The sequence below is a fragment of the Staphylococcus nepalensis genome (genome assembly GCF_002442935.1).
GTDB lineage: Bacteria > Bacillota > Bacilli > Staphylococcales > Staphylococcaceae > Staphylococcus > Staphylococcus nepalensis.
The window spans coordinates 389600-411088 of record NZ_CP017466.1 but is presented as its reverse complement, the minus strand read 5'-3'; the positions used below and the strand labels follow the sequence as shown (position 1 = coordinate 411088).

Here is a 21489-nt window from a genome sequence, read left to right as displayed (position 1 = left end):
ATAAAATATCGATTGCGCACCTTCAAAACAATACGATTAACTATGTTTCAGTCGTAAGGCAATTTAATTTTTATGTCGTGGGAGTGCAATATATCTGATTGCTTTCAATTTTTTATAAAATTGGAGATGCTAGTTTTGCAATAGATTGCTTAAATTTAATCCAAGTTGAACGTTGTTCGTAACGTGCTTCTGTGAGTTCTTCTGATACTTTCAAATCTTCCATAAATGCAGCTTTCAGTTCTTTCACAATCTTTTCATCATACATAAAGGCATTAATTTCAAAATTTAATTCAAAACTACGCACATCCATGTTTGATGATCCTACACTAGCTACTTCGTCATCGATAATCATCATCTTAGAATGAATAAAACCATTCTCATAGGTATAGACTTTGACGCCGTCTCTAATCAATTGAGCAACACTTGTAATCGTTGCCCAATATACGAAGATATGGTCCGGTTTATTAGGTATGATTAACCGAACGTCGACACCAGCTTTTGCAGCTATACGTAAGGCGTTAACATAACCTTTATCCGGTATAAAATAAGGACTGTGCATATAAATAGATTTTTTTGCATTCATAATCATTTTCATATAACCAAACTCTATTTGATGCCAATTATCGCTAGGCGCACTGAGTGCGATTTGCAGTGGAACATCTCCGCCTTGATTTGCGTTATCCGGGAAATACTTGTCAGTATATTCGAGTTGTTCACGGTGGGATTGAGAATTCCAATCATGTATGAAACTTAATTGTAAAGCGTCTACGCCATCGCCCTTAACTCTTAAGTGCGTATCACGCCAGTAACCAAAGTTCTCGTCTAATCCCAAATATTCGTCACCAATATTAAATCCACCTACATAACCGGTCATACCATCGATGACTAAAATTTTACGGTGATTTCTATTATTAACTCTAAAATTCACTAAAGGAATCTTAGCTTGGAAGAAAGCTTCAACTTGCCCACCAGCTTCTTGAAATTTTTTGAATTTAGATTTATGTACTGATTTAGAGCCGACTGCATCATACAATATTTTAACTTCTAAACCTTCTTCAGCTTTTTGCTGCAAAATATCAACGATTTCAGAACCTAAACCATCTAATTTCAAAACATAATATTCTAAATGAATATAATGTTTTGCGTTACGTAAATCTTCTTTCATTTGATCGAACAACTGATGGCCATCAGTATAAATGTCAACATTATTATTATAACTTAAAAATGTAGGTTCTTTTGTTAATAATGTATTTACAATATCTGCGTGCTTTTTTATTAATGGAGAATCGGAATTGTTTATCTTATTGGTAGAATCTAACAATTGTGTTTTCATACGTTTTTTTATATCATCTATCTGGTTATTGTGAAAACCTTGTTCACGTTTTTTTCGTACACCTCGCCCAAAAAAGATATAGATGATAAAACCTAAAATGGGCACGACAAAGAGTAAAAAAAGCCAAGCCCATGTTGCAGTAGCGTCTCTTCTATCTCGGTCTAAAAAAACAATAACAAAAGCTAACGCTATATTAACGACAAAGAAAAATGCAAGTATTCCTCTATAAATTGGGCTTACACTTGGATCAAATATTAATTGCATACAGACACCTCATCATGTTTATTAATTATTAATGAATACTAAGTACTTTTTGTGATTTTGTATATTAAAATGCAGCACAATTTATTAAGCTCAACTATTTTAAATGTATTAAATACCAAGCTAAAGTACGTTACAAAATATCGTACAATATTTAAAATAGACTGTCTATTCTTCCATCGTTTTCTCTATCGTACGATTACGACCAGCTTGTGATCCAAATAATGTGATTAACAATGAAGTGATTAATAAAATACTTAATGATGCCATCCATTTGCCTGTTGCATCATGTAATACACCAAACAATAATGGGCCAACAGCAGCAAATATATAACCTACTGATTGCGCCATACCTGACAACTTAGCTGATGTTTGGCTATGTTCAGTTCTCAAACTAAAGAATGTGTTTACTAGGCCAAATGCTATACCACTAGCAACACCGATTAATACTGTTGAAATGAGAGCAAATTCTGGTTTAAACAACATAATCGAGACGCCAATCACAAAACAAACCCCAGTCAAAAATGTTAATAGGAATTGCGACTTCATTTTAGTAGCAAAAATTGGAGTAATAAACGTTAAAGGTATAATTGCTATTTGCATTATAGATAAATACATGCCTGCTTCATTAATCGACATACCATTTTGAGATAAGTACGCAGGTAACCAATTGATTAACGAATAAAAAATCAGTGATTGCCCGCCCATAAGCATGGTGATTTGCCATGATAACGGAGACTTCCAAACATTAACACTCTCTTGTGGTACGGAGGCTGTTGTATCTTGCTTAGTATTTAATTGAAACATCCATATAATGATTGTTATCAGCGTAATCACACCTATCACGCTAATAGCAATGTTGTAATTAAATGCTTTGACAAGTGGCGCTGTTCCATAGGAAGATAGCCCTCCAAATACATTCATAACCACTGTATAGTAACCCGTCATAATACCTATATGTAAGGGGAACTTCGCTTTAATAACAGCGGGCGCAAGTACATTGCCAAAACCAATACCAATACCGATAAGAACCGTACCTATATACAGCCATGAAATACCTATGACTGAACGTACAATAACACCAATCAGTATCAACCATAAAGCTACAAAAATCGTTTTCTCTAATCCAAAGCGATTACTTGTTTTCGCAGCAAATAATGAAACAATTGCAAATGCAATCAATGGTACTACTGTAATCACGCTAACCGCACTATTAGACATGGCTAAGTCGTGTTTAATATCAGGTAACGCAACACCAATCGAAGTAATAGGCGCCCTAAGATTCGCGCCTACAAGCAATATGCCTATAAATAATAACCAATTAATCGGTTTTACTTTTCTATTATTTTCCATTTTGTCCACCTTACTTAACTATTTTCATAAATAACATTATATATGGTACAATATGTACGTTATAATGTAAATAGGAGCGATTCACTTGTATAATATTCAAAATATCATTGCCAAAAATATTGCTGATTATCGTAGTAAACATCAACTTAGTTTAGATAAAATGTCTAATTTAACTGGTGTTAGCAAAAATATGCTGAGCCAAATTGAAAAAGGCGTGTCCAATCCAACCATTACTACGTTATGGAAAATTGCCAACGGGTTACACCTCTCTCTTTCTGAACTTACATCAACAAAAAAAGAGTGTGTAGATTTTGTAGACGAGTCAGACATCGTACCTATTATGGATGACAACATTAAAATCTATCCTTATTTTCCATATAATGATAAGAATCACTTTGAAATGTTTAAAATGGAAATTCAACCTGGTGGCAAAATGGACTCCGATGCACACCATGTGCAATCAGAAGAATTTATCATTGTTAACACAGGCAGTTTAAAAATTGAAGTCGATGGAACCACTTATACAATTAGCAATAACCAAGCTTTTCGTTTTAACAGTGATGTAGCTCATAGCTACTGTAATCCAACCAAAGACGTTGTTACATTTACTGCCACAATTCATTATCAAACGCCATAGTTATTGAAATTGATATATACAAACTGTATTCGAAACCATCCATAAATATAAACGAGAATAACAAACATTGATCTCTCTAAACATACCTTTTCACCTCCTGTCGCCACTTCTAGTGTGTATAGATAATTATTTAATACTAATATAGGCCAATTCAATGAACTATTGCCAACAGATAGGGAGCGGGACAGAATTCATTTCACAAAATATGAATTCTGTTTTGTTCTCTATTTTTGTATAGATCAATTCATATTCAATAATAAAGTTAATAAAATAACTATAAATATATTTTCATTTTATATTGCCTTTACCGCAAAAATTATGTCATATATATTTGACATAATCACATCATTCTAACTATAAAAAAGGCAGTGAGTCCGTAAATTGAACAAAGTAAAACATTATCGAATCCAACAAAAAATATTTCAACTTTCTTTAGCACGTTCATCAGGTGTCTCACGACAGACGATTAATATGGTTGAAAATAACAAGTACAATCCTTCATTAAACTTATGTATACATATTGCGAAAGTGTTAAATGTCACGTTAAACGATTTATTTTGGGAGGAAGAAACGAATGAATAAAAAAGACAAATGGATTTATCAAAATTTTGCTGGTTTAATTGGTATACCAGATGAGTACCAGCGGCATGAAATAGATAAGTTAATGGCAAAAATTGCTATCATTGCTTTATATACACTATTAGCTTTAGTATATTTATCTATTTTTCTAGATATTGAACGCGCATTTTCATCTCCGTTCACCATTGGCGGTGTACTATTAATTATTATTTTATTTTGTAGAGTGAGCATGAACCAATTCAGCGCTGACCCCGTAGAAATCGAAGTACATGATCAATATACATATCATCAATTGCTCAAAGAAACACGGAATAAAAGAATTATTTTCTTAGTTATTGCTTTAATTTATATGCCAGTTACCGCAACTATCGTTGCACCTATCCTGGCAGGTAATCCCTTGAATTTTAGTTATTTATTCAATATAAGTACTTATTTACCATTTTTAATGTGGGCTATTTTTACCGTTGCAAAAGACTCACGTGTAAAATTAATAAAAAAAGAGGAGGACGCTGATATTGACTAACGAAAAAATACTCCGCTTAATTCCAAATTATAGATATACAGATGAATATGAACGGAAAGTGTTATTAAATATATATGCCAAACTATATGTATGGATATTTTGGGGCACTTTGATTATTTCCACATTGGACATCTTTGTTTCTATGTATCTAAAACAAATTCCAGTCGTTAGTATACTTGCAATGATTGCATAAACCGCAGCTTCGATTGTGTTTACTTCTTCACTTCGCAATAAAAAAATAGATCGTTTTGAAGTCGATTCTAAAAAGGGATACCAACGATATATTAAAAAAGCACGTAAAGGAAGTTTCATATTTGCATTTGCTATGTTTATTGTCTTCAATATAAATAATTACTTAATCCCGTTTGTCATACATCAATCTCTCCCTGAAAATTCAGAGTTAACTTATCAATTGTTAATTTTTGCTACGATTGCTGCTATTGCTGGATGGATAATATATATGATATCCAAAGCCAAGATTACACGTACGTATAAAGATTAAAAGCTAACATAAAATGACCCGCATGACTTTTTATATTATAGTCATGCGGGCAGTCTTAAATACGACTTTCTATTCGTTCATCTCTGCACGCTATAAAAATCTTTCTATATAGAATGCTGATTCCTCTATAGATTTATGTTCAGTGTTAACTACAATTGCATTCAACTTGGCAAACATTTCTTCGGCGTACATCAATTCTTCCTTGATGCGGTCAATACTATTATAATCAGTTGGCCCGTGTAATCCCAATATCTTCACGCGCTCATTCCGAATATTTAAAATATAATTAGGTTTGGCTGTTAAACCAAATATTTTGAGTTCTTTATGTCTAAAAACCTCATCTGGTATATCCACTTCTGGTACCAAAGGGATATTTGCTATCTTATATCCTTTATTTGCTAAATACATACTAAGTGGTGTCTTTGAAGTACGAGAAACACCTATGATTAAAGCGTCCGCTTCTTCTATGTCAGTAAAATGTTTTCCGTCATCATACTTAACAGCATATTCTATGGCTTCAATTCTTTTAAAATAATTTTCGTCTAATTTGCGTAATGCACCACTTTCTAAAATTGGTGAACAATTCGTTCGTCGCTGAATAATACCGATTAAATCCGACATGTAATCAACATATGGAATTTGTTGTTCAAGTGCATATTGCCGGCCTCTTTTATTAAATTCTGGATTCACTAAAGTCGTTACAACCACTGCGCCGCGTTTTTTGGCTAATGAAAGCACATTAAGTAATTCATCGTGATTTTTGATAAAAGGAAACTTTTTTATCTCAACATGAACTATATCCGGAAACTGCGTTAATGTTGCGTTAATCATACGTTGTGCAGTTTCTCCGATTGAGTCGGATACAACAAATAGGCTTAGTTGTAATTGCTCAAAATCATTGGACACGTAATCTACCACCTTTGACTTCACTTTGTGCCGTAGATAGTAAGGCACCGGGCACTCTAAACGGTGAGCAAGAAACATAATCTAATTCTAATTGGTTAAAATATTGTATGGATCTATGGTCTCCGCCTAACTCTCCACACACACCTATTTTAATCGTCGGATTTACAGATTTCGCCTGTTCTGTCGTCCGTTGAATTAATTGCCCTACACCCTCTAAATCTAATGTTTGGAATGGGTCTATATCTAATATACCTTGTTCTGAATATGCATTTATAAATTTACCAGCATCATCACGTGAGAAACCGAATGTTAATTGCGTTAAATCATTTGTCCCAAAACTAAAGAAGTCACATTCTTTTGCTAAATCTTCAGCAATTAGACACGCCCTCGGTGTTTCAATCATAGTGCCAAGCAAGTAATGCGCGCTTTCATCCATTTCAATTTCTAATCTTTCTATTTTATCTATGATTTGTGCTTTTAATGTTGTAAACTCTGACACAGAAGAAACAAGCGGAATCATAATTTCAGGTTGGCAATCAATGCCTTGTTGTTTCAGTTTCAAAGCACTCTCGACAATAGCTTCTGCTTGCATGATATAAAGTTCTGGATAAGTTATAGCTAAACGACAACCACGATGACCTAACATAGGATTCACTTCATTTAAACTTGCTATATAGTGTTCCAATTCTGAAACAGATACATTAAGCTGACGCGCAACACTGTGTTTTTCCTCTGTTGATTTAGGTAAAAATTCATGTAGTGGCGGGTCCAGCAAACGAATGATAGTTGGACGTTCGCCCGACAGTTTTAATATTGTTTCAAAGTCTTCTTTTTGATATTGCTTAATCTTATTTAAAGCATTAATCCTATTTTCTTGTGTATAAGATAAGATAAACCGTCTCATTTCAATTAAACGTTCTGCCCCAAAGAACATATGCTCAGTACGGACTAAACCGATACCTTTCGCTCCAAATTGGTAACCCGCTTGAATATCTTGGGGCGTTTCTGCGTTCATACGTACGTCTAACCTTGCCACTTCTTCTGACCATTGCATAAACGTTTCAAAGTCTTTGCTTCTTTCAGCCTTCGTTGTTTTAACTTCATCCAAATAAATGTCACCTTTAGCACCATCGACTGAAATAATATCACCTTCATTTAATGTACCATTTGGATATGTTACTTTTTTATCTATGATATTAATCTCAATATCCGAACATCCTGTCACGCAACATTTCCCCATCCCTCTTGCGACAACTGCTGCATGAGACGTCATGCCACCATGTGTCGTAACAATTGCTTTACTTGCAATCATACCTTCAATATCTTCAGGAGAAGTTTCAGGCCTCATCAATATAACATGCGCTCCTTGCTCAGCTTTTAATTTTGCAGTTTCAGCCGAAAATACGATTTGACCGCTTGCTGCGCCAGGGCTCGCTGGTAGTCCCATCTTAGAAATAATAGTAGCCGCTTCTAATGCATTATCATCAAAATTAGGATGCAGTAATTGGTCTATTGATTTTACTTCAACATTCATAACAGATTCTTTTTTTGAAATAATCCCTTCTTCTACTAAATCTACCGCAATATGAATCGCTGCATTAGCAGTACGTTTACCATTTCGGGTTTGCAAAATATAGAGTTGCTCATTTTCAATTGTAAATTCAATATCCTGCATATCTTTATAGTGCATTTCTAATTGTTGAGCAACCTTTAAAAATTGTTGGTGAACGTGAGGCATCTGCACTTTTAAAGTCTCAATATTTTTTGGTGTGCGTATACCTGCCACAACGTCTTCGCCTTGTGCATTTAATAAATATTCACCAAACAATTTCGCTTCCCCAGTAACTGGATTGCGTGTAAAAGCCACACCAGTACCACTTTGATTGCCACTGTTTCCAAAAACCATCTCTTGAATATTGACAGCTGTACCAATACCATATGGTATCTCATTTAACTGACGATATACACGCGCTCGGTCGTTATCCCAAGATTTAAACACTGCTTCAATAGCCTCAGTCAATTGCACAATAGGTTCTTGTGGAAATGGTTTATAAGCCTCTTCTAAATATACGTTTTTATAATACTCACAAATTTCTCGCAATCCTTCAGCTGGAATATCTGCATCGTTCTGATAATGATATCGCGATTTATATTGATTAAAATATGTATCAAATAATGCCATCGGGATATCGTATACAACTTCACCAAACATTTGTAACAACCTACGATAACAATCATATGCGAAACGTTCATCGTTCGTCTTTTCTGCTAATATTTTAACATTATTATCATTAAGCCCTAAATTTAATATTGTGTCCATCATACCAGGCATAGAAATTTTCGCGCCACTTCTTACAGATACTAACAATAACGCTTCTTCGGAAGAAAATGATTTTTTAGTGCGTTTGGAAAATGCTTCTAATTGTTCATGTAATGATTCCATAACCTCTTCTGAAAGTTTAGAACCATGGTTCAAATATTCAATACATGCTTGCGTCGTCAGTGTAAAACCATCGGGAACAGGTAAACCTAAGCGTTTCATTTCTGCTAAATTCGCACCTTTACCACCTAATAAATCTTTCATTGCTTTTTTGCCTTCATCAAATGCATAAATATATTTTGACATACAAAAGCACCTCAATCTTTTAATGTGTCATACTAATTATTATTGAGTATGTCATATTAAAATCTAAAAAACAACTAAAAAATTACTATTATATACTTATTTTGCTTTAAAACCCCAAAGTGATTGAATTCAGATTAAATAAAAAAAGCCTAAGCAATACCATGACGCTGTATTGCTTAGAACTTTAAATTTTCCAGTTTATTGCCATATTTAAATTTAAGATATCAATTATGTCACTATGCAACTATGATTTATAAAATAAGTGATATATCATAGGTAGTCTTCATATCAACTACCATACTACAATTAGCACTTTAGTTAATAAAATTGAAACACACTTAATTCTATTCAATTATTACTGTTGATATAAACTGGTTTAATTAGTGGAAAATAATAAATAAGTAGGATAAATAGAGCGTTTTGCGTTAAGAACTATAATACTTTTGTAGTTAGTAGTTTAAAATATAATTTAAACTGGCATAAATAGCATAACAAACTATTTTTAAGTAGGTAACTGGTTAATATATAATCATTGGGCGGTTTTTTAAAAGCTACATTTCAATATGTTATCAAAATAATACTCAAACGGAATGACATACTACATCATAGCGTATACATTTTCGGCGTTATGCTTTAGCATTTTAAAATTATAGATGCTCTTCTTGTTTTACATAAGGTTCACTTCCAATATCTTAAAATTCACTAAGAATCCATTAGTGTATGTGTTATCACTTAATTATTCAAAATGGCGCCATTTTTTCATAGATTTTATGATTAATCACAATTTTTTTCACATTCAAAAACATTCGTTTTTAAAATTTATAGTATTTAAAAGTGATAACTTAATTTAATTATATTGTTGAGGCAGTTTTTTGTAAAGCGCTTTTTATCGTTTTAACAAAATACAGCCGCGTCACTTCTTCAATTTTATCAATGGTTGTTAATATTTTTATTTTATTACTCATATTTCGCTAAATCCCCTTCTCTTAATCCATTTACATGATTTACTCAACACCACATAGCAATTTGTAACTTAACCGCATCAGAGTACTTTTTAGGGTTTAAACCTGTTTCTTTTTTACACTTTTCTAGTCTGTATAACAGCGTATTTCTATGAATGTATAAATATTTTGCTGTCTTTGTAATATTTAAATCATTATAAAAGAAGCTTTTTAACGTATCTATACTCAGTTGATCCATCTCCCCTAAAACTCTCTTTTTATAGCGCTGCCTTATATTTTCGTCTATTTGGTATAACAATGTTTTTTCTTCAATATCTTCAAATGAAGTCATCGCTTCTCCGTTTTCATTTAACATAAATACCAATTCGCACTCTTCATAAGCATTTTTAAAATCTTTTAAATTTTTAAATATCAGACTCGAAGCCATGTAAACTTTCAATTCAAGATCCTGAAACACTTGATATATATTACTGATTTTTTTATCTAATTCTGAAGTAGATTGATCCATAGCTAGAATGACAATTCGATTGTAATTTGTGAATGCAATTGTAAATGAGCGACCATCTATACTACGAGTGAGTGAACGAACGATACTATTTCTAGAAAACATCTGTTTTTCTATATCGATAATAACGCACTTTTTAAAAGTCAATAAATTCATGTTTAGGTGTTTTATCAAATATTGTATAAATGATTTTGAAGCTTCACTTTTTAACAATTCTTCAATCAGTAATTCTTGAGTCCGTATTTGCCCTTCCAATTCATATGTAAAATAATTCTGATACAACAATAATTCTGTAGACATTTTAACTAAATCTGCTACATGCATTAATTGATCTGGATTGCCTGTTATACCTATGACACCCACAATATTATCTTGAAAAATAATCGGCAAATTAACACCTGCTTGCGTCCCTTTTAAGCAGACACTGTCTTCTTGGGTAATTACTACTGTTTCTTTTTGTTTCAACACTTGCCTAGCGCCTTCATGTATAATACCAACACGCTTTTGATCAAAGGAAGCAATAATCACGCCATTGTAATCCATAATATTAATATTACTGCTAGTTCTTTTAGCTGTTTCTTTAACTATGAAAGAAGCCATTTCTTCAGTTAATACATTCATTTTCTCACTCCCTTATAATTTTTATACAAAATTAGAATATTAATTTTGTATAGTTTAACCCTATTTTCTAGAAAATGAAATCGATACACTAAAAGAACACGTAATAGAAAACGCTTTCTAAAAAGGAGCAACATAATCATGGAAATTATTTTAGCACCAGATTCATTTAAAGGTAGTATGAAAGCCAGTGAAGTAACAAACTATATGAAAGAAAGTATTTTAGACATATTTCCTAAAGCCATCATTCATGATTTACCGGTTGGAGATGGCGGCGAAGGTACATTAGAAGCCTTAATTAATGCAACTAATGGTGTACTTACTTCGATTGATGTTACTGGACCTTTAGGGGAAAAAGTGCTTGCGCAATACGGCGTTATAAATAACGATACTTGTGTAATAGAGATGGCAGAAGCTTCCGGGTTAAAACATTTATGTGAAGATGCACTAAATCCACTGGTAACGACAACATATGGAACTGGCGAATTAATTCTACATGCATTAAATAAAGGGTATAAAAAATTTATCCTAGCTATAGGTGGATCTGCAACCAATGATGCGGGCGCAGGTATGCTACAAGCGTTAGGCGCTGAATTAACAGATAATAAAAACCATTCATTAACGTTAGGCGGTGGCGCATTAAAAAATTTAAATCATATTGATTTAACACATTTTGATTCTAGAATTGCTAATTGTAAATTTATCATTGCTTCGGATGTTCAAAACCCTTTGGTAGGTCAAAACGGTGCATCTTTCATTTTTGGAAAACAAAAAGGTGCATCACCAGAAGATATAAAGCAATTAGACCTTAATCTTAATCACTGGGCAAATCATGTTGAAAATACAACTGGGATAAAACTTCATGACTTGAAAGGAGCTGGTGCAGCAGGTGGTCTTGGGGGCGCATTCAAAGCATTTTTTCCTAGTTATTTTAAAGATGGTATTCAAGTTGTTATAGAACACATTCAATTTGAAAAATATGTAAAGCGCGCTGACCTAGTTATTACAGGGGAAGGAAAAATTGATTATCAAACGTTTTATGGAAAAGCACCTATTGGTATCGCAAAATGTGCTCAAAAATATAACGTGCCTGTTATTTTTATAGGGGGAGCTGTAGAAATAGATATAACAGACTTAAAAAATACTGGCGTAATCAGTGCTTTTAGTTTAAGTAATGGGCCTATGTCATTAGCAGAAATCTTTTCAAATTCGGAAAAATTAATAAAACAAACAACAAAGAATATTGTAAGTACATTTTTCCATAACCATTAACATATTAAGGGGATGTTTGTTATGAGAATTAAGGATACAATAGAAAAAATACCTGGCGGGCTGATGGTCGTGCCATTATTACTGGGGGCTTTTATCAATACGATTGATCAATTGCATCTCAAGCCAATAATGAATTTGTTAAAATCCTTAGGCGCCCCCAAAACTGAAGAAGGCTACTATGAAATGCTGCAAATTGGTGGATTTTCACAAGAATTATTTAAAGATAGCGCACTTGTCTTAATAGCTCTATTTATTTTTTGTGTAGGAAGTCAAATGAACTTAAAAATTGGCGGCAAAGCATTAAAAAAAGGTATGCTATTAACAACAACTAAATATTTTTCGGGTCTAGCAGTGGGTCTTTTATTAGGTTTGCTATTTGACCCTTGGAATGGTTTATTTGGATTATCTACAATAGCCATTATTGCAGCAATGACAAATAGTAATAGTGGCATGTATGCTGCTTTAACTAGTACATATGGCAATCGTTCTGATGTAGGCGGTTTGTCTATACTTGCTATTAATGACGGTCCATTATTAACGCTGATTTCACTAGGGTTTATTGGTACAACATTTCCTATTATCTCATTTATTTCTGTTTTGTTACCATTAAGTATAGGAATGATTTTAGGAAATCTTGATCCTAAAATTTCAGAATTTTTACGCCCAGGCGAAACCATACTTATTCCCTTTTTTGCTTTTTCTTTAGGCGCGGGTATGAATTTAGCTGAATTCTTTAATTTTTCAGTGTTATCAGGCGAATTAACACTAGCATTATTAACTTTTATTTGTACTGCATTTACAGGCGTCATTGCCTTTAAATTATTCAAAGAAAAAAGCGTCATTGCCCCTATTTCTGAATCTTCTACAGCGGGTAATGCTGTGTCTACACCTGCAGCAGTCGTTGCAGCCGCTTCAACTGCTTTAGCAAATGGCAATTTAAGTCAAAATGAATTTGCCATGATAGAAAAAATAGCACCACTCGCTACGGCACAAATTTCAATTTCGGCCATAACAACAGCGATATTGTGTCCAATAGCTGTTATTATGGTAGATAAATATCAAAAAAACAAAGGTGTTTATGGCACAAATGAATATTTTACTCACAAATCATCTATTAATGCGAATGAACAGCGCAGTTCACGCGTTTATGTAAGCGCTTCATATAAGGAGGATGAATAAATTTGAAAACCGAAATATTATATGGCAAATCAAATCTTAACGTTGAATTACCAGACAATAGCGTATTAATTGAACCCACCCCTATTCCTGCACTTGAAAACGACATAGATGCGATACGCAGTGCATTGCAGCATCCTATTGATTCAGAACCACTGAGTGATTTAGTCCAACCAAACCAAACGGTTTCAATCGTAATTAGCGATATCACTCGCCCCACTCCAAATCATGTACTCGTACCATTAATTATTGAAGCATTAGATCATGTGCCTTTAGAAAATATTGTTATTATTAATGGCACTGGTACGCATCGTGACCAAACTAGAGATGAATTAATACAAATGCTCGGCGAGGATATTGTTAATCATGTTAGGATTGTTCATAACCATTGTAATGACAAAGAAACTTTAAAAAAAGTAGGCCAAAGTAAATACGGGTGTGATGTTTATTTAAATAAAGACTATGTTGATTCTGATTTCAAAATTGTAACTGGCTTTATTGAACCACATTTTTTCGCCGGCTTTTCAGGTGGTCCAAAAGGTATCATGCCTGGTATTGCTGGCATAGACACAATTATGACGTTTCACAATGCTAAAATGATTGGCGATATCCGCTCAACATGGGGCAATATGACAGATAATCCAGTACAAGATATGACGAGAGAAATTAACGCAATGTGCAAACCTGATTTTATGTTAAATGTCACGTTGAATAAAGAAAAGGAAATTACAGAAGTATTTGCTGGTGAATTATATAAAGCACATGATAAAGGATGTGCCTATGCTAAAAAGCACGCTATGTTTAGATGTGATCATCGTTTTGATGTGGTCATCGCTTCTAATTCAGGTTACCCGCTAGATCAAAACCTATATCAAACAGTCAAAGGCATGAGTGCCGCTCATAAAGTGGTTAAAAAGGGTGGCAGTATCATCATGTTATCTGAATGTAGCGATGGTTTTCCAAATCATGGTAATTATGCAGAAATACTTAAAATGGCAGACACACCTAAAGCACTTGTTGAAATGATCAACGACCCTAACTTTGCTATGTTAGACCAATGGCAAGTACAAAAACAAGCCGTAATTCAAACTTTTGCACATGTTTATTTATACTCCAAATTAACCGACCAACAAGCAAAAGATGCTATGTTACATCCAGTTTCAAATGTCGAAAAAACATTAAAATCTTTAGAAGAAAAATATGGAAAAGATATGACGATTGGTGTTATGCCACTCGGCCCACTAACCATACCTTACGTAGAATCGTAATATTTAAGTTTTAAAGTAATTATTAAGGAGGCAATTTAAATGATGATTCAAATACAAAATAAAGAAGAAAGACTTGAAAATATCTTAAAAGAAATGAAGCAAGTGATAGTCGCTTTTTCGGGCGGTGTAGATAGTAGCCTTGTCTTAAAAAAAGCAATTGATGTATTAGGCAGCAGTAATGTCAAAGCAGTTATTGTTAAATCTGAATTGTTTAGAAATGAAGAATTTAATCAAGCTATACAATTAGGACACATACTAAATGCACATATTATAGAAACTGAAATTGCAGAATTAAAAGAACCACACATTGTTGAAAATACACCTGACAGTTGGTATTACAGTAAATATTTATTGTATGCAAAACTTGAAGAATTAAGAAAAAATAATGCGTTTCATTATGTTCTAGATGGCATGATTATGGATGACATTTCAGATTTCAGACCTGGACTTAAAGCAAGAACTGAATTTGGGGTGAGAAGTGTTTTACAAGAAGCCGATCTTTATAAAGATGAAGTACGAGAATTGAGCAAATTACACGATCTTCCTGTTTGGAACAAACCAGCACTTTGCAGCTTAGCTTCTCGTATTCCTTATGGAGAACCTTTAAGTTTTAATAAAGTAAGCAAAGTGAATGAAGCTGAAAAATACATTCTTAGCTTGGATATAAATCACGTTAGAGTACGTTATCATCATAATATAGCACGTATTGAAGTTGATGAAACTGATATTCCTACCATTATCCAACACAGAAATCAAATTACTCTATATCTTAAAGAACTTGGATTTGATTATGTAACAATCGATTTAGAAGGTTATCGTACAGGTAGTATGAACGAAGTTATGCATACCCATGACTGATTTAATAACATAAAGGTGGCTTAATTATGACAGATCATTATGATTCCATTGAATCATTACTGCAAGCTGTAAAGACAAATCAATTATCCGTTTCTGATGCTAAAGCTGAATTAAATCAATATGATGAATTAGGTTTTGCAAAGATTGATTTGCATCGAAGCAAACGGCAAGGTTTTCCCGAAGTCATATTTGGGGAAGGCAAAACTGAAAAACATTTGATTAAGATTATTCACTCACTATTATTACACGAGGAAACGGTATTAATTACTAGAATAAATAGTGAAAAAGCGAATACTATTATTACAAAATATCCTCAGTTAGAATACCATGCAACAGCAAATATTGTGTGTACACGCTTAAATTATATACACAAAACCGAACGGCAAACAGCCATTATTTGCGCTGGTACTTCTGATCTCCCTGTTGCTGAAGAAGCCGCCGTGACAGCAGAAGTGATGGGGATATCAGTAAAACGATTTTACGATGTTGGCGTTTCAGGTATACATCGACTTTTCGCCCATATTGAGGATATACGCGCCTGCAATGTTTCTGTAGTAGTTGCCGGCATGGAGGGTGCGTTGTCGAGTGTCGTTGCTGGTTTAGTTGATCATCCTGTGTACGCAGTACCAACCAGTATTGGATATGGTGCTAATTTAGACGGGGTCACGACGCTACTTTCTATGGTTAATTCTTGTGCGCCTGGTACAAGCGTCCTTAACATTGACAATGGCTTTGGTGGAGGGTATAACGCTGCCATGATTATCAATATGCTAGAGCACCATTCAAAGATGGAGTGATTTTATATGACAAATGCAATTTATTTAGACTGCCACGCTGGTATTGCTGGTGATATGCTTTTATCTTCACTTGTAGATTTAGGCGCAGACGTCGCTTATATTGAAACTCATTTACAACGTTTACCGTTAAATGAGTTTCAAATGCAATTTTCAAATCAGAATAAAAAAGGCATTCAAGCCAAATACTTAAATATAGAATTTAATGAAGCGCATCATCATAGAACTGCTTCTGATATTTTTAAAATAATACAAAATAGCCATTTACCAAATAGAGTCAAAATGCGTAGCCAAAAAATATTTAATACCATTGCTCAAGCAGAAGCTAAAATTCATGGCATGTCAGTAGAAGATGCCCATTTTCATGAAGTTGGCGCTATGGATTCTATTATTGATATTATTGGTGGATGTCTTGCTTTAGAAAATTTAAATATTGATGAAATATACGCTTCTCCTATACCAACGGGAGGCGGTAAAGTAAACATCGCTCATGGACTATATCCGGTTCCGGCGCCGGCGACTGCTGAAATTTTGAAAGGTATCCCACTTGCTTCGTTCGAAATTGATAGTGAATTAACCACACCAACAGGCGCAGCTTTTATTAAAGCATTAGCGTCTAAAATTGGCCCTTTACCTTCTATCACAATAGATCATATTGGTTATGGTTGTGGAACAAAAAATTTCGACTTTCCAAATATCTTAAGGGCAATTCAATTTAAAACAAAAGATAACACACCAACACAAGTACAAGTCATTGAATGTCAAATAGACGATATGTCTGCAGAAATGTTAAGTTATTTTCTTGAACAAGTATTTGAAGATGGCGCGTTAGATGCCTACTTTACTCCGATTACTATGAAAAAAAGTAGACCCGCAACAAAGCTTACTATCATTAGCAAAATTGAAAACGCGTCATTTTTTGAAGACTATGTCCTTAAAAACACAACTTCTCTAGGCGTCAGAAGTTATACAGTTAATCGTAAAGTGCTTCATAGACAATTCGAAACGGTTCATACTAGCTATGGTGCTATTTTAGTAAAAACTGCTATGTTAAACGATAAAATCATTAAAGCAAAACCCGAATTTGAAGATGTACGAAACGCTGCTATTCAATCAAACACACCTTTTGTACAAGTATATGACCATATCAACCAAGAAATTCAAAAACACATACAAATTGGTTGAAATTTCATTAGAAAAAGACCCCACTGAACCAATTACTATACTGAGACTCTAAAAGTTACATTTTCAGTTTAACTTTTAGAGCACAGATTATACATTGAGTGGGGTTTTTAATATCATTATTTATCTTTTTTATGATCAGACTGTTTAGCATTTGGATTCGAATATTTTTCCGGGCTATAATCCGCACCTTTTGTATAATTACCTGATGCATCCCATAATAAAAATTCATCAATACCATGATCTTTTAGCGCTTGGATTTGTGCTGTTACCTCATCTTTATCATACACTTTATAACGCCCCTCACCTAAGTAAGAAGCTGTAAAATCTTGAAGCCATGGACGAGATTTAACTTTTTGGCTATCTATCCCTTTAAGTGCTTCTTTTTCTTTATCTAAATAGCGATCTATAGTTTTATATGGTTCTGTATCTGGATTTCCTAATCCAAAATCACCAGGGTTCCAATGTGATGGATAAATCATCGATGAAATAACATCGACGTTTTTAGCAATCTTGGGAAAGCTTTGTCCAATACCTGGTGTTTCTTTAACTGTAGCTGCGTACCCAAATACATCTGCAGACGTTTGAACATCATATGATTTCAAATCTTTACGTGCTGATTTTAAAAATTCTGTAATCGTATCTACCCGTTGTTCAACCTTATTCAATCCACTCTCTTCGTATTTACCACTCGAATATTGTAATGATTGATCTTTATTTTCGAATCCTTCTGGAAAACGGACGTAATCAAATTGTATTTCTTTAAATCCTGCCTTGGCGGCTTCTTTTGCTACATTTAGATTATAGTCCCATACATTAACATTAAATGGATTTGTGAAACTGTCTCCCCCTTCATTTTCCCATACGTTACCTTCAGATGTTTTAAATGACCAGCCAGGTCTTTGATTTGATAGTTTTGAATCTTTGAATGTAACAATACGCGCAATTGGATAGATATCATTTTTTTCCATTTCTTTGATGATTTTTTTGGCATCTATTCGGTCTAAAGTATTACTACGAATTAATTTATTATCGCTTTTCAAATCCATCGTAATATTACCTTCGTCATCTTTGACATCGATAACCATCGCATTCAATTCCGTATCGTTTATGAATTTAACCAGTTCATCAAATTGTTCATTACTTGTTGCGCCTGGCGCAACATAAATGCCTTTTACACCATCTTTCGGATAATCGATTTTACTATATGTATCTTTGCTTGATTGGCTTGTTTTCTTATCTTTACTGCTATTTTTCTCATTGTTCGAATCATTATCATTGTTACAAGCAGACATTACTAGTGCCATTGCCAATATAATTGTTAGAAATTTCCATACGCGCATCGACTTACAACCTCATCCCCAAATATTTTACTAAAAAAAGATTTTTTAATATTATTATATTTCACACTACCTACGATATATTATTTTAATATTTTAAGCAAGGCGAATTACTATTGTGTGTCACGAGGGGGGACCATAAAAAAGAGCAAGACAAAAATTCAATTTTTTAAAAGAATTCATTGCCTTGCTCAGCTATTTATATACTGATTTTTTAAATTTCACTTAATAGATGGACCTATATTAATGTTAGCGCTTGATAACGCCTTCTCTAAAACATCTACCACGCAAATACTATGTTCTAATTGTTTTAAAGCAAATTCAGTATTTTGATTACGGATAACTTGCTCAATTTTCACAAATTCCTCATACATCCGGTGGTTATGTAGATTGACTTGATAATACTGTGTGCCGCCCGTATGGTATTTTAGCTCAAATGCCTTTAATTCATTCGTTGGTCCTTTAATATGGATAGTTGCTTGATCTCCTTGGATATAAGATTGATTATCTGAATTAGAATCTTTAGCTCCGATACAGACAACTTTCATGCTATCATAATCTAGTTGTAAAATTCCGGATGTATCAATATTATTTTCTACATTTGCATAATATGCTACTTTACTGGGCTCACCAAATAAAGCCAATGCTAAGTGAATATTATAAACATTGATATCCATTAATGCGCCCCCACCTTGTTTTGGGTCAAATGCAGGCTGAATCATACCTTTTTTAAAATCATCATATCTTGAAGAGTACTGTGAATAGTTAAATTGAGCAATCTTACAATTCCCAATTTCTGAGATAGATTGTTTTAACACGTCATAATTACTTAAATATAAATTCGTAATTGCCTCAATGATAATCACGCCACGCTCTGCCGCTAAATCTTTTAAAGCGATTAACTCTGATTTAGTTAATGTAAATGGTTTTTCACAAATCACATGTTTACCTTCTACTATCGCTTTACGCGCATAATCAAAATGAAGGTGATTCGGTACAGCTAAATAAATCGTATCTATACTTTCATCTTTTAAAAATGCTTGATAGTCTTCAAAAACAGACTTTATTTCAAATCGTTCTTTTAATTGAGCGACATTACCCGAGTTACGACCAGTTGTAACTATACTTTTTATTTTTATTTCGGGTATTTCTGACATAACTGGCAGTGCTTCTTTGACAATTTTACCTGCTCCAACTATACCAATGTTCATAACCATCCTCTTTTCATTGTCATTTTAATTGTTATATCATATGTGTCTAAATAATGACTGATATTTCTCTATTTTATATTAATAGTTTATATAATTAAAGTTTGTGCATCACTTATAACATTTCTCAATTTTTTATAAAAATTAAATAAAAAAGCATCCCATTCTAGGGACACTTCTTAATCTCTCTGCTCAGAAGATTTATAACTGGTTAAAATTATTTTCTTGAACGTCAGTTATTTTAGCAACCTCTATAGTTTGTTCTTTAGGCTCTAATACGTGTATATATTGTTTATCGTCGTTATCTTCAACCTTGCTCACCTTTATACGGTCATGCTCTGTTGTTTCAATAATAATTCGACCATGTTTATTTAAAGCCTCTATAACTTGTTGTTTATCCAATATTAAACCTCCTTAAGCAATAAATAATAGCTTAATATTTGTTTACCCATAAAACAATTTCTAAATCAGTCACTGCTCAAATTTTTAGTTTAATAAAAAGCAGGATGTAATCTATTTATTCAAAAAAATGTCATGCCCACTTCAACATCGCTTAATATTTTAACTTAATATCAAATCTACAAGTTCTTCAGCAGAAGTTTTACCAAAATAGTAAGCAACATCGATTGCACTTAAAGCCTCGAGTAAATCTGCTTTAATGACTCGTACACCAATGAGTTGTTGCTCTACTTCTTTAATATTACCTTGACCAAAGAAATCACCATAAATACGGCATGCAGCAATGCGGCCTTTTTCAACTGAAAGTGTAATATCAACTGTGCCGGCTGCTAATTTTGCATCTCTATTATATTCATAACGTGGGGAACGCCCGTAATTCCATTCCCAGTTTTTATATTTTGAAGCGACCATTTCATCAATAGCTTGCCAATCTTTTTCTGTTAATTCATAACGTTTAGCATTATTGATATCGTCTAATTCTAATAATTGTTCAACCATCAAATCTTTAAATTCGTGTATGGTAACATCTTGATATGCTGCCGCCAAGTAATCTCGTATATTTCCAACTCTTGATCTTACGGATTTAATACCTTTTGATTCAATTTTTTTACGGTTGGGCTTTAATACTTTGACCATAGGTTCATAATCGACATCTAATAAGAGAGAATAGCCTCCATAGATACGGCCTTGTATTAAGGTCATCGCAGCTCCCGAAACTTTCTTGCCATTAATTTCTAAATCATTACGCCCACTTTGGACGACTTCAGTAGCTCCAAGATGATGTAGTGCATTAATTGCTGGCTCATAGAATTTTTGGAAATCGCCGTAAATCGAATTATCATTTTGTAATAGACAACACATATTTACCGCACCGCGATCTACATAAACCGCACCGCCACCTGTCTCTCGACGCATAACTTGTATGTCATGCGCATCTACATAATCTTGATTAATTTCTACTGCTGTATTCTGAAAACGACCTATCTCTACTTTGGGGTCGCAGTAATAAGGCAATAAAATATCATCGTCTAAAAATATATTTTGACTAACATAGACCTGCATTGCTGTACTAACAGCGCCATCCGTAATATATTCGCCATTTCGAATTGGTTCAATTAAATACATAA

General features: G+C 33.5%; 20 protein-coding genes. 11 read left to right on the top strand and 9 right to left on the bottom strand.

Features of this window, described 5'->3' with window-relative positions; all coding sequences use genetic code 11:
• Positions 1-112: 112 nt before the first annotated feature.
• Together cls and BJG89_RS01740 are read right to left on the bottom strand one after the other, a co-directional pair.
• Positions 113-1597 (bottom strand): cardiolipin synthase, encoded by a 1485-nt coding sequence (gene cls / locus BJG89_RS01745; protein WP_096808249.1) that lies wholly within the window; start codon positions 1595-1597, stop codon positions 113-115.
• Between the two features lie 165 nt (positions 1598-1762).
• The gene (locus BJG89_RS01740) at positions 1763-2947 is read right to left on the bottom strand and encodes a CynX/NimT family MFS transporter (RefSeq protein WP_096808248.1); all 1185 of its coding nucleotides are present in this window, start codon (positions 2945-2947) and stop codon (positions 1763-1765) included.
• A gap of 85 nt (positions 2948-3032) precedes the next feature.
• On the opposite strand from BJG89_RS01740, the gene BJG89_RS01735 reads away from it, so the two are divergent.
• The 5 genes from BJG89_RS01735 (at position 3033) to BJG89_RS14450 (ending at position 5188) form a co-directional block, all read left to right on the top strand.
• Complete coding sequence (locus BJG89_RS01735) at positions 3033-3584, top strand: helix-turn-helix domain-containing protein (RefSeq protein WP_096808247.1); 552 nt, start codon at positions 3033-3035, stop codon at positions 3582-3584.
• Positions 3585-3965: 381 nt separating this feature from the next.
• On the top strand, positions 3966-4166 hold the full coding sequence (locus tag BJG89_RS01730) for a helix-turn-helix transcriptional regulator (RefSeq protein WP_096808246.1): 201 nt from the start codon (positions 3966-3968) through the stop codon (positions 4164-4166).
• Entirely contained in the window at positions 4159-4686 is a 528-nt protein-coding gene (locus BJG89_RS01725; protein WP_096808245.1) for a hypothetical protein, read from the top strand. The genes BJG89_RS01730 and BJG89_RS01725 overlap by 8 nt, the downstream gene beginning before the upstream one ends.
• On the top strand, positions 4679-4879 hold the full coding sequence (locus tag BJG89_RS01720) for a hypothetical protein (protein ID WP_096808244.1): 201 nt from the start codon (positions 4679-4681) through the stop codon (positions 4877-4879). The genes BJG89_RS01725 and BJG89_RS01720 overlap by 8 nt, the downstream gene beginning before the upstream one ends.
• A gap of 15 nt (positions 4880-4894) precedes the next feature.
• Positions 4895-5188: a hypothetical protein gene (locus tag BJG89_RS14450; RefSeq protein WP_157772536.1), complete on the top strand. Its 294-nt coding sequence runs from the start codon at positions 4895-4897 to the stop codon at positions 5186-5188.
• Positions 5189-5278: 90 nt separating this feature from the next.
• On the opposite strand, the gene BJG89_RS01715 is transcribed toward BJG89_RS14450, so the two are convergent.
• From BJG89_RS01715 to BJG89_RS01705, 3 genes are all read right to left on the bottom strand, one after another.
• Positions 5279-6094, bottom strand: a complete 816-nt coding sequence (locus tag BJG89_RS01715; RefSeq protein WP_096808243.1) for a pyruvate, water dikinase regulatory protein — start codon at positions 6092-6094, stop codon at positions 5279-5281.
• On the bottom strand, positions 6084-8720 hold the full coding sequence (gene ppdK / locus BJG89_RS01710) for a pyruvate, phosphate dikinase (RefSeq protein WP_096808242.1): 2637 nt from the start codon (positions 8718-8720) through the stop codon (positions 6084-6086). The genes BJG89_RS01715 and ppdK overlap by 11 nt, the downstream gene beginning before the upstream one ends.
• 1008 nt (positions 8721-9728) lie before the next feature.
• Complete coding sequence (locus BJG89_RS01705; protein ID WP_096808241.1) at positions 9729-10808, bottom strand: CdaR family transcriptional regulator; 1080 nt, start codon at positions 10806-10808, stop codon at positions 9729-9731.
• A 138-nt stretch (positions 10809-10946) separates the two neighbouring features.
• On the opposite strand from BJG89_RS01705, the gene BJG89_RS01700 reads away from it, so the two are divergent.
• Genes BJG89_RS01700 through larC form a run of 6 tightly spaced genes read left to right on the top strand, consistent with a single transcriptional unit; the run spans position 10947 to position 17358 of the window.
• Positions 10947-12077 carry a glycerate kinase gene (locus tag BJG89_RS01700; protein WP_096808240.1) on the top strand — a complete coding sequence of 377 codons (1131 nt, stop codon included), beginning with the start codon at positions 10947-10949 and terminating at the stop codon, positions 12075-12077.
• Between the two features lie 21 nt (positions 12078-12098).
• A complete protein-coding gene (locus BJG89_RS01695; protein WP_096808239.1) occupies positions 12099-13256 on the top strand; it encodes a 2-keto-3-deoxygluconate permease in 1158 nt (385 codons plus the stop codon).
• A 2-nt stretch (positions 13257-13258) separates the two neighbouring features.
• Entirely contained in the window at positions 13259-14521 is a 1263-nt protein-coding gene (larA, locus tag BJG89_RS01690; RefSeq protein WP_096808238.1) for a nickel-dependent lactate racemase, read from the top strand.
• A gap of 42 nt (positions 14522-14563) precedes the next feature.
• On the top strand, positions 14564-15379 hold the full coding sequence (larE, locus tag BJG89_RS01685; RefSeq protein WP_198401696.1) for an ATP-dependent sacrificial sulfur transferase LarE: 816 nt from the start codon (positions 14564-14566) through the stop codon (positions 15377-15379).
• Positions 15380-15405: 26 nt separating this feature from the next.
• Entirely contained in the window at positions 15406-16176 is a 771-nt protein-coding gene (gene larB / locus BJG89_RS01680) for a nickel pincer cofactor biosynthesis protein LarB (RefSeq protein WP_096808236.1), read from the top strand.
• Between the two features lie 6 nt (positions 16177-16182).
• Positions 16183-17358 (top strand): nickel pincer cofactor biosynthesis protein LarC, encoded by a 1176-nt coding sequence (gene larC / locus BJG89_RS01675; protein WP_096808235.1) that lies wholly within the window; start codon positions 16183-16185, stop codon positions 17356-17358.
• Positions 17359-17474: 116 nt separating this feature from the next.
• Here larC and BJG89_RS01670 read toward each other — a convergent pair whose 3' ends face one another.
• The 4 genes from BJG89_RS01670 to BJG89_RS01655 form a co-directional block, all read right to left on the bottom strand.
• Positions 17475-18698, bottom strand: coding sequence for a putative glycoside hydrolase (locus BJG89_RS01670; RefSeq protein WP_096808234.1), 1224 nt, complete (start codon positions 18696-18698; stop codon positions 17475-17477).
• A 218-nt stretch (positions 18699-18916) separates the two neighbouring features.
• Positions 18917-19906, bottom strand: coding sequence for a Gfo/Idh/MocA family protein (locus tag BJG89_RS01665; RefSeq protein WP_096808233.1), 990 nt, complete (start codon positions 19904-19906; stop codon positions 18917-18919).
• Positions 19907-20104: 198 nt separating this feature from the next.
• A complete protein-coding gene (locus tag BJG89_RS01660; protein ID WP_096808232.1) occupies positions 20105-20305 on the bottom strand; it encodes a hypothetical protein in 201 nt (66 codons plus the stop codon).
• A 159-nt stretch (positions 20306-20464) separates the two neighbouring features.
• A complete protein-coding gene (locus BJG89_RS01655; protein ID WP_096808231.1) occupies positions 20465-21487 on the bottom strand; it encodes a lipoate--protein ligase in 1023 nt (340 codons plus the stop codon).
• Positions 21488-21489: the final 2 nt, after the last annotated feature.

Excerpts from the sequence above, each read along its gene's own strand:
- cls (WP_096808249.1), bottom strand. The coding sequence starts at position 1,597 with ATGCAATTAATATTTGATCCAAGTGTAAGCCCAATTTATAGAGGAATA.
- BJG89_RS01740 (WP_096808248.1), bottom strand. The coding sequence starts at position 2,947 with ATGGAAAATAATAGAAAAGTAAAACCGATTAATTGGTTATTATTTATA.
- BJG89_RS01725 (WP_096808245.1), top strand. The coding sequence starts at position 4,159 with ATGAATAAAAAAGACAAATGGATTTATCAAAATTTTGCTGGTTTAATT.
- ppdK (WP_096808242.1), bottom strand. The coding sequence starts at position 8,720 with ATGTCAAAATATATTTATGCATTTGATGAAGGCAAAAAAGCAATGAAA.
- BJG89_RS01705 (WP_096808241.1), bottom strand. The coding sequence starts at position 10,808 with ATGAATGTATTAACTGAAGAAATGGCTTCTTTCATAGTTAAAGAAACA.
- BJG89_RS01700 (WP_096808240.1), top strand. The coding sequence starts at position 10,947 with ATGGAAATTATTTTAGCACCAGATTCATTTAAAGGTAGTATGAAAGCC.
- BJG89_RS01695 (WP_096808239.1), top strand. The coding sequence starts at position 12,099 with ATGAGAATTAAGGATACAATAGAAAAAATACCTGGCGGGCTGATGGTC.
- larE (WP_198401696.1), top strand. The coding sequence starts at position 14,564 with ATGATTCAAATACAAAATAAAGAAGAAAGACTTGAAAATATCTTAAAA.
- larB (WP_096808236.1), top strand. The coding sequence starts at position 15,406 with ATGACAGATCATTATGATTCCATTGAATCATTACTGCAAGCTGTAAAG.
- larC (WP_096808235.1), top strand. The coding sequence starts at position 16,183 with ATGACAAATGCAATTTATTTAGACTGCCACGCTGGTATTGCTGGTGAT.
- BJG89_RS01670 (WP_096808234.1), bottom strand. The coding sequence starts at position 18,698 with ATGCGCGTATGGAAATTTCTAACAATTATATTGGCAATGGCACTAGTA.
- BJG89_RS01665 (WP_096808233.1), bottom strand. The coding sequence starts at position 19,906 with ATGAACATTGGTATAGTTGGAGCAGGTAAAATTGTCAAAGAAGCACTG.
- BJG89_RS01655 (WP_096808231.1), bottom strand. The coding sequence starts at position 21,487 with ATGTATTTAATTGAACCAATTCGAAATGGCGAATATATTACGGATGGC.